A 13,983-nucleotide genomic window follows, 5' to 3' on the forward strand; every position below is an offset into this window, starting at 1 on the left:
GATATCCATGTCTGGCCCCCCGTCCCACCAGCACGATTCGGCCCCCCACGACTCGCCGCTGCTGACCGCCATGGCGGACCGCGTCATCGTCGGCGACGGGGCGATGGGCACCATGCTGCAGGCGGCGGATCTCACGCTCGACGACTTCCGCAACCTCGAGGGTTGCAACGAGATCCTCAACGACACCCGACCCGATGTGCTCGCTGCCATCCACCGCGAGTACTTCGAGGCCGGCGCGGACGCCGTGGAGACCAACACCTTCGGCTGCAACCTGTCGAACCTCGGCGACTACGACATCGCCGACCGAATCCGCGAACTCGCGCGCAAGGGCACCGAGATCGCCCGCGGGGTGGCCGACGAGATGGGGCCGTCGTCCGACGGCATCCCGCGGATGGTGCTCGGATCGATCGGCCCGGGCACCAAGCTGCCGAGTCTCGGACACACCACCTTCGCCGCGGTCCGTGACGCCTACGTGGAATGCGCGCTGGGCATGGTCGAGGCGGGTGCGGACGCACTGCTCGTCGAGACGTCCCAGGACCTGCTGCAGGTGAAGGCCGCGGTGGTCGCGGGCCAGTTGGCGATGCGGCGGCTCGGGCGCCGTATCCCGATCATCAGCCACGTCACCGTGGAGACCACCGGAACCATGCTGCTGGGCAGTGAGATCGGGGCGGCGCTGGCCGCGATCGAACCGCTGGGCGTAGACCTCATCGGGCTGAACTGCGCCACCGGTCCCGCCGAGATGAGCGAGCACCTGCGTTACCTGTCCAAGCACTCCCAGATCCCGGTGTCGGTGATGCCGAACGCCGGACTGCCGCAGCTGGGCAAGAACGGGGCCGAATACCCGCTGCAACCCGGTGAGTTGGCGCAGGCGCTGCAGGGCTTCGTCACCGACTACGGGTTGTCGCTGGTCGGCGGGTGCTGCGGCACCACACCAGAACACATCCGGCAGGTGGCCGCGGCGGTCCGCGAGCTCACCCCCGCGAACCGCACCGTGGAGCACGAGTCCGAGGTGTCGTCGCTGTACACCTCGGTACCGTTCGACCAGGACGCCAGCTTCATGGTCATCGGGGAGCGGACCAACTCCAACGGGTCCAAGGCCTTCCGCGAGGCGATGATCGACGGCGACCTGCAGAAGTGCATCGACATCGCCAAGGATCAGACCCGCGACGGCGCGCACATGCTCGACCTGAACGTCGACTACGTGGGTCGCGACGGTGCTGCCGACATGACCGCGCTCGCCGGACGGCTGGCCACCGGGTCGACGCTGCCGATCATGCTCGACTCCACCGAGCCCGCGGTCATCGAGGCGGGGCTGGAGGCACTCGGCGGTCGCTGCGCGGTGAACTCGGTGAACTACGAGGACGGCGACGGTCCGGACTCCCGGTTCCAGCGCATCATGCGGCTGGTCACCCAGCACGGCGCCGCGGTGGTCGCACTGACCATCGACGAGGAGGGGCAGGCCCGCACCGCTGACTGGAAGGTCCGGGTCGCCGAACGGTTGATCGCCGACATCACCGAGAACTGGGGTCTGCAGGAGGAGGACATCATCATCGATGCCCTCACCTTCCCGATCTCCACCGGACAGGAGGAGGTCCGCAAGGACGCCATCGAGACCCTCGAGGCGATCAGGCGGATCAAGGAGTCGCACCCGTCGGTGCACTTCACCCTCGGTATCTCCAATGTGTCCTTCGGTCTGAACCCGGCCGCGCGGCAGGTGCTGAACTCGGTGTTCCTGCACGAGTGCGTGCAGGTCGGGTTGGACACCGCGATCGTCCACGCGTCGAAGATTCTGCCGATGACAAAGATCCCCGACGAGCAGCGCGAGGTCGCCCTCGACCTCGTCTACGACCGACGGCGCGAGGGTTACGACCCGCTGCAGAAGCTGATGGAGCTGTTCGAGGGGGTGTCGGCGGCATCGGCGCGCGAGTCGCGGGCCGAGGAGCTCAACAAGCTGCCGTTGTTCGACCGACTGGAACGTCGCATCGTCGATGGTGAACGCAACGGCCTCACCGACGACCTCGATGCCGCCATGCAGGAGAAGCCGCCGTTGGCCATCATCAACGAGACCCTGCTCTCGGGGATGAAGACCGTCGGTGAACTGTTCGGTTCGGGGCAGATGCAACTGCCCTTCGTGCTGCAGTCCGCCGAGGTGATGAAGGCTGCGGTCGCCCACCTCGAACCGCATATGGAGTCCACCGGCGACGACGGCAAGGGCCGTATCGTGCTGGCCACGGTCAAGGGCGACGTCCACGACATCGGGAAGAACCTGGTCGACATCATCCTGTCCAACAACGGCTATGAGGTGGTGAACATCGGTATCAAGCAACCGATCACCACCATCATCGAGGTCGCGCAGGACAAGCGCGCCGACGTGATCGGCATGTCCGGGCTGTTGGTGAAGTCGACGGTGGTGATGAAGGAGAACCTCGAGGAGATCAACAGTCGCGGACTCGCCGACGACTACCCGGTGCTGCTCGGTGGGGCCGCCCTGACCCGCTCGTACGTGGAGAACGACCTCAGCGAGACCTACGCGGGCGATGTGCACTACGCCCGCGACGCCTTCGAGGGTCTGCGGCTGATGGACGACATCATGGCCACCAAACGCGGTGAGGGACCGTCGCCGGACAGTCCGGAGGCGATCGCCGCCGCGGAGAAGGCCGCCGAGCGCAAGGCCCGTCACGAGCGATCCCGCCGCATCGCGGAGAAGCGCAAGGCCGCCGAGACCCCGGTGGAGGTGCCCGAACGCTCCGATGTCGCCACGGACAACCCGGTGCCGACGCCGCCGTTCTGGGGTACCCGGATTGTCAAGGGGGTGCCGCTGGCCGACTACCGCGGTCTGCTCGACGAGCGCGCACTGTTCATGGGCCAGTGGGGGCTCAAGGGCACCCGCGGTGACGACGGGCCCAGTTACGAGGACCTGGTGGAGAGCGAGGGACGTCCCCGGTTGCGGGAGTGGCTCGACCGCTTGGCCACCGCGAACATCCTGCAGCACGCCGCGGTGGTCTACGGGTATTTCCCGGTGGTCAGCGACGGGGACACGGTCCACGTGCTCACCGAGCCGCGCCCGGATGCGGAGATCCGTTGCAGCTTCTCGTTCCCGCGCCAGCAGCGTGGTCGGTTCCTGTGCATCGCCGACTTCGTCCGGTCCCGGCAGGAGGCGATCGCCACCGGCCAGGTGGACGTGTTGCCCTTCCAGCTGGTCACCATGGGACAGCCGATCGCCGACTTCGCCAACGAACTCTTCGCCGAGAACGCCTACCGCGACTACCTCGAGGTGCACGGCATCGGGGTGCAGCTCACCGAGGCGTTGGCCGAGTACTGGCATCAGCGGGTCCGTTCGGAGTTGTCCTTCGGCACCGGCTCGGCGGCCGACGACGATCCGGAGAACCCCCAGGGATTCTTCGACCTCGAATACCGGGGTGCGCGCTACTCATTCGGTTACGGTGCCTGCCCCACGCTGGAGGACCGGTCCACGATGGTGGACCTGTTGGAACCGGGCCGTATCGGCGTCGAGCTGTCGGAGGAGTTGCAGTTGCACCCGGAGCAGTCGACCGACGCCTTCGTCCTGCACCACCCCGAGGCCAAGTACTTCAATGTCTGAGTCCTTCAATGTCTGAGTACGTCGATGTCTGACGCGCCCGCCGCAGTCCTCTGGGACATGGACGGCACGCTGTTGGACTCGGAGAAGTTGTGGGACGTGGCCATCGCCGAACTGGCAGACCGGTTGGGGACCACGATGACCGCCGAGCTGCGGGAATCGACGTTGGGCAATTCCATGACCGGCGCGTTGACCAAGCTGTTCGCCGCCGCCGGCGAGCCGGTGACCGAAGGCGGGCTGGGTTCGGCCGCGCAGTGGTTGCGCGGGCGGGTGGTCGAACTGTTCGCCGACGGTGTTCCCTGGCAGCCGGGTGCGCGTGCCGCACTGGAGATGGTCGCCCGCCACGGCATCCCGATGGCACTGGTCACCAACACCGAGCGCATGCTGACCGAGCACGCGGTGCGCACCATCGGCGCCGAGCGGTTCGCGGTGAGTTTCTGCGCCGACGAGGTGGCCAACGGCAAGCCGGAGCCCGACCTGTACCTGGCCGCCGCGGACGCCCTCGGCGTCCGGCCGGAGGACTGCGTGGCCGTGGAGGACTCACCGGCGGGAACCGCCGCCGCGATCGCGGCCGGGTGTCCGACGCTGGTGGTGCCGTCGGAGGCGCCGGTGCCCGCGGGCCCGGGGCGGGTGTTCCGCGCCGCGCTCACCGGGCTAACCCTGGACGACCTGGTCGCGGTACGGACGGATGCGACCGTCGCGCGAGGAGTGACCGCAGGACAATCCGTTGGACAGTGCGTGAGAGACTGACACTTCGTGAAGACCTTCGATGAACTGTTCGCCGAGCTCACCGATCGTGCCGCCGAACGCCCTGCGGGCAGCGGCACCGTCGCGGCCCTCGACTCCGGGGTGCACACGCTGGGCAAGAAGATCATCGAGGAGGCCGGTGAGGTCTGGCTGGCCGCCGAGCACGAGAGCGCGGACGCCTTCGCCGAGGAGGTCTCGCAGCTGCTGTACTGGCTGCAGGTGATGATGATCAAGCGTGGGGTCACCCTCGCCGCGGTGTACCGACATCTGTGATCCCCGCATCCACCCTTTCTGCTGACTTCTCCCATCTGTGAGGACCTTTCGATGTTGAGGGTTGCCGTACCCAACAAGGGCGCGCTGTCGGAATCGGCGGCGGCCATCCTGTCCGAGGCCGGATATCGTCGTCGCACCGACGCCAAGGACCTGACCGTGCTCGACCCGGCGAACGACGTGGAGTTCTTCTTCCTGCGTCCCAAGGACATCGCCATCTACGTCGGTTCCGGCGAGCTCGATCTGGGCATCACCGGTCGCGACCTCGCCGCCGATTCGCGTGCCGCGGTCACCGAGCAACTGGCTCTGGGGTTCGGCGGGTCGACGTTCCGCTACGCCGGTCCCGCAGGCGAGCGGTGGTCGGTCGACGACCTGGCGGGCAGACGGATCGCCACGTCGTTCGCGAACCTGGTGCAGGACGACCTCGAGGCCCGCGGCATCGAGTCGACGATCATCCGGCTCGACGGTGCGGTGGAGATCTCCATCCAGCTCGGGGTGGCCGACGTCATCGCCGACGTCGTGGGGTCGGGTCGCACGCTGCGTCAGCACGGCCTGACCGCTTTCGGGGACCCCCTGTTGGAGAGCGAGGCGGTGCTGATCTCCGGTGCGGGCACCGACCTGAGCAAGCCCGCCCGTCAGCTGATCGCCCGTATCCAGGGTGTGGTGTTCGGTCAGCAGTACGTGATGATCGACTACGACTGCCGCAAGGACCTGCTCGATCGCGCGGTGACGATCACGCCCGGGCTGGAGTCACCGACCGTGGCACCGATGGCCGACGAGAACTGGGTCGCGGTACGTGCCATGGTCCCGCGCCACCAGCACCAGAACCTGATGGACGAGCTGGCCGAGCTCGGCGCCCGGGCGATCCTCGCCTCCGACATCCGCTCCTGCCGGTTCTGACGCCGACGATGGAGGACGACGACCAACCGGACGACCAGGGACCGTTCTTCCACGGCACCAAGGCGGATCTGCTGCCGGGGGACCTGTTGACCGCGGGATTCCGCTCGAACTATCGGCCGGAGGTGGTGATGAACCACATCTACTTCACCGCACTCCGCGACGGCGCGGGCCTCGCCGCGGAACTCGCGGCGGGCGACCACGCACCACGGGTGTACTCGGTGGAGCCCACCGGCGCATTCGAGAACGACCCGAACGTGACGGACAAGAAGTTCCCCGGGAATCCGACCCGCTCGTACCGCAGTCGCGCACCTCTGAGGATCCTCGGCGAGGTGACCGACTGGACCCGGTTGACCCCGCAGGCGTTGCAGCAGTGGCGGGATCGGCTCGCGCAGCCACGCGGAGAGATCGTCAACTGATCCGCACCGCCACGCGTTCTACGTGGCAGGCTGCGCGTCCAGGATCGCGGTGAGCCGTCGGAAGGTGTCGTCGTGGTCGGCGACGTGCACCGAGTCGATACCCATCTCCTTGACCGGGTAGTCGTTGCCACCGGGGTCGAGGCGGTCACCGAAGAACAGGATCTGCTCGGGTCCGATCCCCAGGATGTCGATCAGTTTGCGGGTTCCGTACGCCTTGTCGATGCCCTTGACGGTGATGTCCACCGACGTGGACCCGCCACTGCGGACCTCGAGGTCGGGCAGCCGCTCGGCCGCATAGGCCCGGAGCTTCTCCTTCTTGGTGTTCTCGGGATCCCACTGCGATTTCTCGGCCACCGGGGCGCTCTGGCCCAGCGCGCTGAACGTGATCTGCGAACCGCGGTCCTCGAGGATCGGACCCCAGGTCTGCTCACTCCACAGACCCAGTTCCTTGGCCCCGATCTCCAGGACTTTCAGAGCGCGGTACTTCTGGTCGTCGGTCAGGTTCTCGGCATAGACGGTTTCCCAGTCGTCACCGTTCCAGCGCACGTACTGGGTGCCGCAGGTGGGCATCAGGTGGAAGCGGGCGATGTCGTCGAAACGCCCGAGGCGCGCGAGGACCTGCATCTCGAACTGCTCGTAGCGACCGCCGGAGATGATGCAGGCGGCGGTGTGGCCGAGCAGCCGACGCAACAGCGCGGCCATCTCCTCCGACATCGGACTCTTCGACGGAGCCAGGGTGTCGTCGAGGTCGAACATCACCAGGTCGTAGTTCTTGCCGTCGACCGCAATCCCCATCTGTCCGCTCACCTCTCACCGCCCCGCAGGACGTCTCGTCGCTCATGTCATGCCCGGTGCGCCCACCGGCATGTCCGTGACCGCGGGCCCCCTCGCGATGCGTACCGAGGATCTCAGTCAGCCGTGTTGCTGTCGACTCAGGAGCGTGGTCTGTGCGCCACGTCCCACGCAGCCCTGATCGTCGAACAACTCCGAGAAGGTAGCACCGACACCGGTCGGTCCCACCGCCATCCGCGAGTCGATGCCGAACCAGTCGCCACGGGGCGGACGCACCAGGTGGACGGTGGTGTCGGTGTTCATCCAGCTCCACTCGTCGGGTTGCAGGGTGGTGCCGAGACCGTTGGCCACGTCGACCACGGTGAAGAACCGCTGGAGCGGACTGGCGCGCTCGCCGGCGACCAGGTCGACGGTGGGCTGCAGCCAGGTGGCCGCGGTGGCGCCGATCCCGGTGGGGAGTTGCCCGAACCGCACGGTGCCCACGAAACCGGTGTCACCCCAGCTGACGCCCTCACCCACCTGCGACGAGATCCCCACCTCGGTGGCCACGTCGTCGGGTCCGGGCCGCAGCGGCGGTGCCACGTCCTCGACGATGGCGGCGGTGTCGGAGGTCATCAGCAGCCACGCCGTCGCGCGGGCCGCCACCCGGAACGTGGCGTCGGAACCCTGCGTCTCCAGTTCCGCCTGCACCTGGGCGATCTGCCGTCCCGGCCGGATCATCGTGGCGCACACGCGGTTCACCCCCAACGAGACGGCGCCCAGGATGTCGATGGTCACGCGGCTGAACTGTTTGCCGGACGCGTCACCGGTGCACCGTTCCAGTGCCCGGACCAACAGAGCGCTCGGTGGCCCACCGTGCTGGATCTGCGTGGACCACACGCTGACCGTCGACTCCGAGGGCTGGAAGTACTCGTATCCCTGCGCATCCGTCGGATCAGTGGGCAGGCGCCGGTAGTAGGGCGGTGTCGCAGCAGGCTCGTCGGTCACGGACATCACGACACCACATCGTCGCGCCCGGGCGGCGAGGAGGTCACGGCTCGGGCCACCCGGGGTACGGGGGTGGGGTGCCGCCGAACTCTGGGCACAGCGACCGGTGGTCGCAGAACGAGCACATACGCGACCGTCGGGGTCGGAAGTCGCCGGTGGTACCCGCGGTCCGGATGGCCCGCCAGATCGCCGCCAGCGTGCGCCCGAATCGCTCGATCTCGTCCCGGTCGGGGTCGTAGGTCAGTTGCTGCCCGTCGGCGAGGTACATCAGCTGTAGACGGGTGGGCAGCGTGCCCGTCGTGCGCTGGATGGCCAACGCGTAGAACTTCATCTGGAACAGGGCCTTGGCCTCGAACGCCTCACCGGGGCTGCGTCCGGTCTTGTAGTCGACCACGCGGACGCGACCGTCGGGGGCCACGTCGACCCGGTCGACGAAACCCCGCAGCAGCACATCACCGTCGATCTCGACCTCGACACGCACCTCGCAGGACTCCGCATCGAACCGGCTCGGGTCCTCCATCCGGAAGTAGGTGGTCATCAGCTTGTGCGCACCCGACAGGAACGTCGTGGTCTCGTCCTCGGGGACCAGCTCCCGCAACTCGGGCGCCTGCGCGCAGATCGCGGCCCACGCCCCGTCCACCAGGTCCAGCGCCGCCTCCGGGGTACGCAACTCCGCGGGGAGGTCGAACAGGTTCTCCAACGCCGCATGCACCAGGGTTCCCCGGGCCTGCGCGGTGGTCGGCGTCTCGGGGATGCGGTCGATCGCCCGTAGCCGGTACAGCAGCGGGCACTGTTTGAAGTCCGCGGCCCGCGACGGTGACAGCGCCGGACGATGCCTGGCGGCGGCCTGGCGGTGCGTGGTGGACCCGGACGGCGCGGTGACCTCCTCGACCACGTCGAGAAGGGTGGGGCGCGTGACGATCCTGCTGCTCACACTGGCAGGGTAGCGGGGGCCCACGACAATCCGCGTCGTCATCGCGTCCCGACCGGGACGTGTCGGGTTGTCGGCGGACAGACCGTGTGAGAGGACCACCATGTCGAGATCAGGCCCCTTCGTGGTGGGTGACCGGGTGCAGTTGACCGATTCCAAGAACCGCAAGTTCACCGTGGTGCTCGAGGAGGGCAAGCAGTTCCACACCCACCGCGGCGCCATCGCCCACGACGACCTGATCGGGGCCGACGAGGGGACGATCGTCGGGGCCACCAGCGGTACCCAGTATCTGGCCCTGCGCCCCCTGCTGACGGACTACGTGGTGTCGATGCCGCGCGGTGCCGCGGTGATCTACCCCAAGGACTCGGCACAGATCGTCGCCGAGGGCGACGTCCACCCCGGCTGCACCGTCCTCGAGGCCGGCGCCGGATCCGGTGCGCTGACCTGCTCGCTGCTGCGAGCGGTGGGCCCGGCCGGATCGGTCCTCTCCTACGAGGTCCGTGAGGACCACGCCGAGCACGCCGAGCGCAATGTCACCACGTTCTTCGGGGAGCACCCCGACAACTGGGAGCTCGTCGTCGGCGACCTGGCCGACCACCCCGCCGAGCGACAGGTCGATCGGGTGGTGCTCGACATGGTGGAGCCGTGGGCCCCGCTACCCACGGTGGCCGCGGCGTTGAAACCAGGCGGGGTGTTGATCGTGTACGTGGCGACCGTCACCCAGTTGTCCCGCATCGTCGAGGCCCTGCGCGAACAGAACTGCTGGACCGAACCGCGGGCCTGGGAGTCGATGGTCCGCGACTGGCACGCCGTGGGTCTCGCGGTCCGTCCGGAGCACAGAATGCAAGGCCACACCGCATTTCTGGTCAGCTCCCGCCGCCTGGCCGACGGTACCGACCCGCTGCGCGCACATCGTCGGCCGAGCCGCGGTTGAGCGACCCCGCGACGAGCGCAGATCCGGACCCGGCGCGGCGACGAATCCCTGGCGGGCCAACGGACAATTAACATGCCGTCAACATCGTGTGATGGTTCGCGCGAGGCAGATTCGTCATCTCGCCGGTAGCGTGGACTCCACGGCAGCGTTCGAGGGCCGGGAGAGGAGTCAGGAATGACCGAGTCTGACCGTCACGGAGCCGCTGGTGGGTCTCCACGTGATCAGGGAGAGGCCGGTCGCCCGGACTCGCCCCCCGAGGTACGCCCGCGCGCCGCACGCGTCGAGGCGGGACGGAGTCCGTTCGCGCGCGACGACGCCGACCTGCAGGAGAAGGTCGACAATCTCACGACGCGTAACGCGAAGCTGCTGGACACCCTGAAGGAAGCCCGTCAACAGCTCATCGCATTGCGCGAGGAGGTCGACCGCCTCGGTCAACCGCCGAGCGGTTACGGGGTGCTCCTCGAGGTCCACGAGGACGAGACCGTCGACGTGTTCACCTCCGGACGCAAGATGCGGCTGACGTGCTCGCCCAACATCGACATCGATCAGCTCAAACGCGGCCAGACGTTGCGACTGAACGAGGCCCTGACCGTGGTCGAGGCCAGCGGTTACGACTCGGTGGGCGAGATCAGCACCTTGCGTGAGGTACTCGGAGACGGTGATCGCGCCCTGGTGGTCGGGCATGCCGACGAGGAGCGTGTGGTGTGGTTGGCGGACCCGCTGACCGTTGAGATGGACGTGGAGGGGGAGAGCCGCAAGCGCCTGCTGCGACCCGGTGACTCGCTGCTCATCGACACCAAGGCCGGGTTCGCCTTCGAGCGCGTCCCCAAGGCCGAGGTCGAGGATCTGGTGCTCGAAGAGGTGCCGGACGTCGGGTACGAGGACATCGGCGGCCTGGGACGGCAGATCGAGCAGATCCGCGACGCGGTGGAACTGCCGTTCCTGCACAAGGATCTGTTCCGCGACTACGCGTTGCGTCCGCCCAAGGGTGTGCTGCTGTACGGGCCGCCCGGATGCGGTAAGACCCTCATCGCGAAGGCCGTCGCCAACTCGCTGGCCAAGAAGATCGCACAGGCCCGGGGTGACGACGCCCGCGAGGCCAAGTCGTACTTCCTGAACATCAAGGGCCCGGAGCTGCTGAACAAGTTCGTCGGCGAGACCGAGCGTCACATCCGGCTGATCTTCCAGCGAGCCAGGGAGAAGGCATCCGAGGGCACCCCGGTGATCGTGTTCTTCGACGAGATGGACTCGATCTTCCGCACCCGCGGGTCCGGTGTGTCCTCCGACGTGGAGACCACGGTGGTACCGCAGCTGCTGAGCGAGATCGACGGTGTGGAGGGCCTCGAGAACGTCATCGTCATCGGCGCCTCCAACCGCGAGGACATGATCGACCCGGCCATCCTGCGGCCCGGACGTCTGGACGTGAAGATCAAGATCGAGCGTCCCGACGCCGAGTCGGCGATGGACATCTTCTCGAAGTACCTCACCACGGAATTGCCCGTACACGCCGAGGACATCGCCGAGTTCGGCGGTGACCGCAACGCGTGCGTGCAGGCGATGATCGAGCGGGTGGTCGAGCGGATGTACGCCGAGAACGACGACAACCGGTTCCTGGAGGTGACCTACGCCAACGGTGACAAGGAGGTCATGTACTTCAAGGACTTCAACTCCGGCGCGATGATCCAGAACGTGGTGGACCGCGGCAAGAAGTATGCCATCAAGTCGCAGTTGGACACCGGTCAGCCGGGTCTGCGCGTGCAGCATCTTTTCGACTCGATCCTCGACGAGTTCGCCGAGAACGAGGATCTGCCGAACACCACCAACCCCGACGACTGGGCGCGGATCTCGGGCAAGAAGGGGGAGCGGATCGTCTACATCCGCACCCTGGTCACCGGCAAGAACGCCGGCGCCAACCGGGCTATCGACACCGAGACCAACACCGGCCAGTACCTGTAGAGGTCTGCGGCGTTCACCCGGATCACCCCGAGTACATGGGGTGGTCCGGGTGAATGGTTTCCGGTCGATGACCCGGACCGTTGTCCGATCCGGGCCCTACACTTCTCCGGGTGAACGCACCGTCGGCGGGGCCCGCTCTGCGGCTCGCGGTGGACGGCGTGGAACAGCAGGTTCCCCCGGCCGGTCCCATCACCGTCGGCCGCACCCCGGAGAACTCCGTCACCGTCGTCCACCCGCTGGTCTCGCGGCGGCATCTGGTGATCGAGTGGCGCCACGACACCTGGATCGTGGTCGACACCGACAGCACCAACGGCTTCTTCCTCGACGGATCGCGACACCATTCGGTTCCGATCACCGGCCGGTGCCGGTTGCGCCTCGGCGACCCGACCACCGGCCCGGTCGTCGACCTGCAACCCGTCGGTGGGGTGCGGCGACCCGTCGACCACGTCGTGCCCGCTGCACCTCACCTCCAGGCGCTGCCCGGTGACCCGTCGGCACCCATCCCGGTGGTCGGGGTCGCGACCATCGGCCGTACCCCCGACAACGACGTGGTGGTCGGCGACGTGCTCGCCTCCCGCACGCACGCCCGTGTCCAGGTCTGCCCGACGGGCCTGGTCATCGAAGATCTGGGGAGCGTGAACGGCACCTTCGTCGATGGCACCCGGGTCGAGCGGCACCTGTTGCGCGACGGCGCGGTGGTCACCATCGGCAACAGCGACTTCGTGGTCACCGGACACGCGTTGCGGCCGGGGCCGCCGCCGGCGACCACCGCCGACGGGTCCCCACCGCGCGGGCTGCAGGTGTCGGGGATAGGCGTGACCGTGGACAACCGACCGTTGGTACAGGACGTCGGCTTCGACGCGGCGGTGGGCACTCTCACCGCGATCATCGGACCGTCCGGGGCGGGTAAGTCCACGGTGTCCCGGGTGGTCGCGGGGTTGGTGGCGCCGACGGTCGGCACCGTCCACTTCGAGGGGCGTGGGGTGCACGCCGACTATCAGGCGCTGCGCACCCGCATCGGGATGGTCCCGCAGGACGACGTGCTGCACCGGCAGCTCACCCTCGTCCAAGGACTGCGCTACGCCGCCGAGTTGCGATTGCCCCCGGATATGACTGCCGCCGACCGTGAACGCGTGGTCGCCGGGGTGTTGGCCGAACTGCAGCTCACCGAGCACGCCCACACCCGGGTCGACCGATTGTCCGGCGGTCAGCGCAAACGGGCGTCGGTGGCGACGGAGCTGCTCACCGGGCCGTCACTGCTCATCCTGGACGAGCCGACCTCCGGACTCGACCCGGCCCTGGACCGACAGGTGATGACCATGCTGCGACGTCTGGCCGACGCCGGTCGTGTGGTGCTGGTGGTCACCCACTCGGTGAGCCATCTCTCGATGTGCGATCAGGTGGTGTTGCTCGCCGCCGGTGGTCGGACCGCCTTCTGTGGACCACCGCGCACGGTCGGCGTGGCGATGGGCACCGATGACTGGGCCGAGATCTTCGCCTACGTCACCGCTCGTCCCGACGACGCGCATCTACGCCATCGCAATCGTCTGCGGCCGCCCCCGGCACCGCCGCCGGAATCCCCCGACGGGCCGCCGACACCCACGCCGCAGACGGGGGTGCTGCGCCAGGCCTCGACGGTCGCGCGGCGGCAACTGCGCTTGGTGCTGGCCGACCGCGGTTATCTGATCTTCCTGACCGCGCTGCCCGTGGTGTTGGGTGCGCTGTCACTGGTGATCCCCGGCCACGCCGGATTCACGGTGAACGGTGCCGACAGCGCCGGCGAATCGGTGCAGGTGTTGGTGGTCCTGGTGGTGGGAGCCGCGTTCATGGGGACCGCGCTCACCGTGCGTGACCTGGTGGGCGAGCGCCCGATGTTCGAACGCGAGCGCGCGGTCGGGCTGCGGGTCGGGTCGTATCTACTGGCGAAGGCTGTCGTGTACGGCGTCGTCGCAGGGGTGCAGGTCGGGGTGATGGTCGTCATCGCCTACCTGGGCCGGGGTATTCCGGGTCCGGGGGTGCTACTTCCCGGTCCGGTGGAGTTGTTCGTCGACATCGGCCTCCTCGCCTGCGTCGGCGTCGCGGTGGGTCTGGCCATCTCCGCCGTCGCCCGTTCGGCCGAGCAGACCATGCCACCGCTGGTACTGGTGGTGATGGTGCAGTTGGTGTTCTGCGCCGGCTTGTTCCCGATCGCCGGTAGGCCGGGATTGGAGCAGGTGTCGTGGCTGTTCCCGACTCGCTGGGGGTATGCGTCCGCGGCGGCGACGGTGGACCTGCGTCGGCTGTCACCCCTGTCACCGCCGACGGCACACGAGGCGTTGTGGGATCACCGGGTGGCGACGGTGCTGGTGGCCTGGCTGGTCCTGGCGATCATGGGGTCGGCGTTGCTCGGCTTCACCTGGGGTCGGTTGTGTCGCACCCGGTGAGTACCCGCGCCGATCCGCACGCAGCGGGC

Annotated in this window: 11 protein-coding genes; 8 read left to right on the forward strand and 3 right to left on the reverse strand. The window is 68.0% G+C overall.

Going from position 1 to position 13,983, the window contains the following annotated elements:
- The first annotated feature begins 70 nt into the window (after positions 1 to 70).
- Genes metH through arr form a run of 5 tightly spaced genes read left to right on the forward strand, consistent with a single transcriptional unit; the run spans position 71 to position 5,931 of the window.
- Positions 71 to 3,601, forward strand: a complete 3,531-nt coding sequence (gene metH, locus BW971_RS07195) for a methionine synthase (RefSeq protein WP_407701203.1) — start codon at positions 71 to 73, stop codon at positions 3,599 to 3,601.
- A gap of 24 nt (positions 3,602 to 3,625) precedes the next feature.
- Complete coding sequence (locus BW971_RS07200) at positions 3,626 to 4,348, forward strand: HAD family hydrolase (protein ID WP_076477933.1); 723 nt, start codon at positions 3,626 to 3,628, stop codon at positions 4,346 to 4,348.
- Positions 4,349 to 4,354: 6 nt separating this feature from the next.
- Positions 4,355 to 4,618, forward strand: coding sequence for a phosphoribosyl-ATP diphosphatase (locus BW971_RS07205; RefSeq protein ID WP_076477935.1), 264 nt, complete (start codon positions 4,355 to 4,357; stop codon positions 4,616 to 4,618).
- Positions 4,619 to 4,669: 51 nt separating this feature from the next.
- Entirely contained in the window at positions 4,670 to 5,515 is an 846-nt protein-coding gene (gene hisG, locus BW971_RS07210) for an ATP phosphoribosyltransferase (protein WP_076477937.1), read from the forward strand.
- An 8-nt stretch (positions 5,516 to 5,523) separates the two neighbouring features.
- Positions 5,524 to 5,931 carry an NAD(+)--rifampin ADP-ribosyltransferase gene (gene arr, locus BW971_RS07215; protein ID WP_076477939.1) on the forward strand — a complete coding sequence of 136 codons (408 nt, stop codon included), beginning with the start codon at positions 5,524 to 5,526 and terminating at the stop codon, positions 5,929 to 5,931.
- Between the two features lie 18 nt (positions 5,932 to 5,949).
- Here the strand turns inward: arr and BW971_RS07220 are convergent, their stop codons facing one another.
- The 3 genes from BW971_RS07220 to BW971_RS07230 all read right to left on the reverse strand — a co-directional run bounded on the left by BW971_RS07220 (position 5,950) and on the right by BW971_RS07230 (position 8,686).
- Positions 5,950 to 6,726 (reverse strand): HAD-IIB family hydrolase, encoded by a 777-nt coding sequence (locus tag BW971_RS07220; protein ID WP_076477940.1) that lies wholly within the window; start codon positions 6,724 to 6,726, stop codon positions 5,950 to 5,952.
- A gap of 117 nt (positions 6,727 to 6,843) precedes the next feature.
- Entirely contained in the window at positions 6,844 to 7,716 is an 873-nt protein-coding gene (locus BW971_RS07225) for a thioesterase family protein (RefSeq protein WP_076477942.1), read from the reverse strand.
- Between the two features lie 37 nt (positions 7,717 to 7,753).
- Complete coding sequence (locus BW971_RS07230) at positions 7,754 to 8,686, reverse strand: RecB family exonuclease (RefSeq protein WP_083709471.1); 933 nt, start codon at positions 8,684 to 8,686, stop codon at positions 7,754 to 7,756.
- A 58-nt stretch (positions 8,687 to 8,744) separates the two neighbouring features.
- Here BW971_RS07230 and BW971_RS07235 point away from each other — a divergent pair, with 58 nt between their 5' ends.
- From BW971_RS07235 to BW971_RS07245, 3 genes are all read left to right on the forward strand, one after another.
- Positions 8,745 to 9,575: a tRNA (adenine-N1)-methyltransferase gene (locus BW971_RS07235; RefSeq protein ID WP_076477943.1), complete on the forward strand. Its 831-nt coding sequence runs from the start codon at positions 8,745 to 8,747 to the stop codon at positions 9,573 to 9,575.
- 174 nt (positions 9,576 to 9,749) lie between these two features.
- Complete coding sequence (gene arc, locus BW971_RS07240) at positions 9,750 to 11,531, forward strand: proteasome ATPase (RefSeq protein WP_076477945.1); 1,782 nt, start codon at positions 9,750 to 9,752, stop codon at positions 11,529 to 11,531.
- A 110-nt stretch (positions 11,532 to 11,641) separates the two neighbouring features.
- Positions 11,642 to 13,954 (forward strand): FHA domain-containing protein, encoded by a 2,313-nt coding sequence (locus BW971_RS07245; RefSeq protein ID WP_083709411.1) that lies wholly within the window; start codon positions 11,642 to 11,644, stop codon positions 13,952 to 13,954.
- The last annotated feature ends 29 nt before the right edge of the window (positions 13,955 to 13,983 follow it).

It is taken from the genome of Williamsia sterculiae (assembly GCF_900156495.1).
Taxonomy (GTDB): domain Bacteria; phylum Actinomycetota; class Actinomycetes; order Mycobacteriales; family Mycobacteriaceae; genus Williamsia_B; species Williamsia_B sterculiae.

Coding starts and splice junctions, on each gene's coding strand:
- BW971_RS07225 (WP_076477942.1), bottom strand. CDS start 7,716: ATGTCCGTGACCGACGAGCCTGCTGCGACACCGCCCTACTACCGGCGC.
- BW971_RS07230 (WP_083709471.1), bottom strand. CDS start 8,686: ATGACGACGCGGATTGTCGTGGGCCCCCGCTACCCTGCCAGTGTGAGC.
- BW971_RS07235 (WP_076477943.1), top strand. CDS start 8,745: ATGTCGAGATCAGGCCCCTTCGTGGTGGGTGACCGGGTGCAGTTGACC.
- metH (WP_407701203.1), top strand. CDS start 71: ATGGCGGACCGCGTCATCGTCGGCGACGGGGCGATGGGCACCATGCTG.
- BW971_RS07200 (WP_076477933.1), top strand. CDS start 3,626: ATGTCTGACGCGCCCGCCGCAGTCCTCTGGGACATGGACGGCACGCTG.
- arc (WP_076477945.1), top strand. CDS start 9,750: ATGACCGAGTCTGACCGTCACGGAGCCGCTGGTGGGTCTCCACGTGAT.
- BW971_RS07220 (WP_076477940.1), bottom strand. CDS start 6,726: ATGGGGATTGCGGTCGACGGCAAGAACTACGACCTGGTGATGTTCGAC.
- arr (WP_076477939.1), top strand. CDS start 5,524: ATGGAGGACGACGACCAACCGGACGACCAGGGACCGTTCTTCCACGGC.
- hisG (WP_076477937.1), top strand. CDS start 4,670: ATGTTGAGGGTTGCCGTACCCAACAAGGGCGCGCTGTCGGAATCGGCG.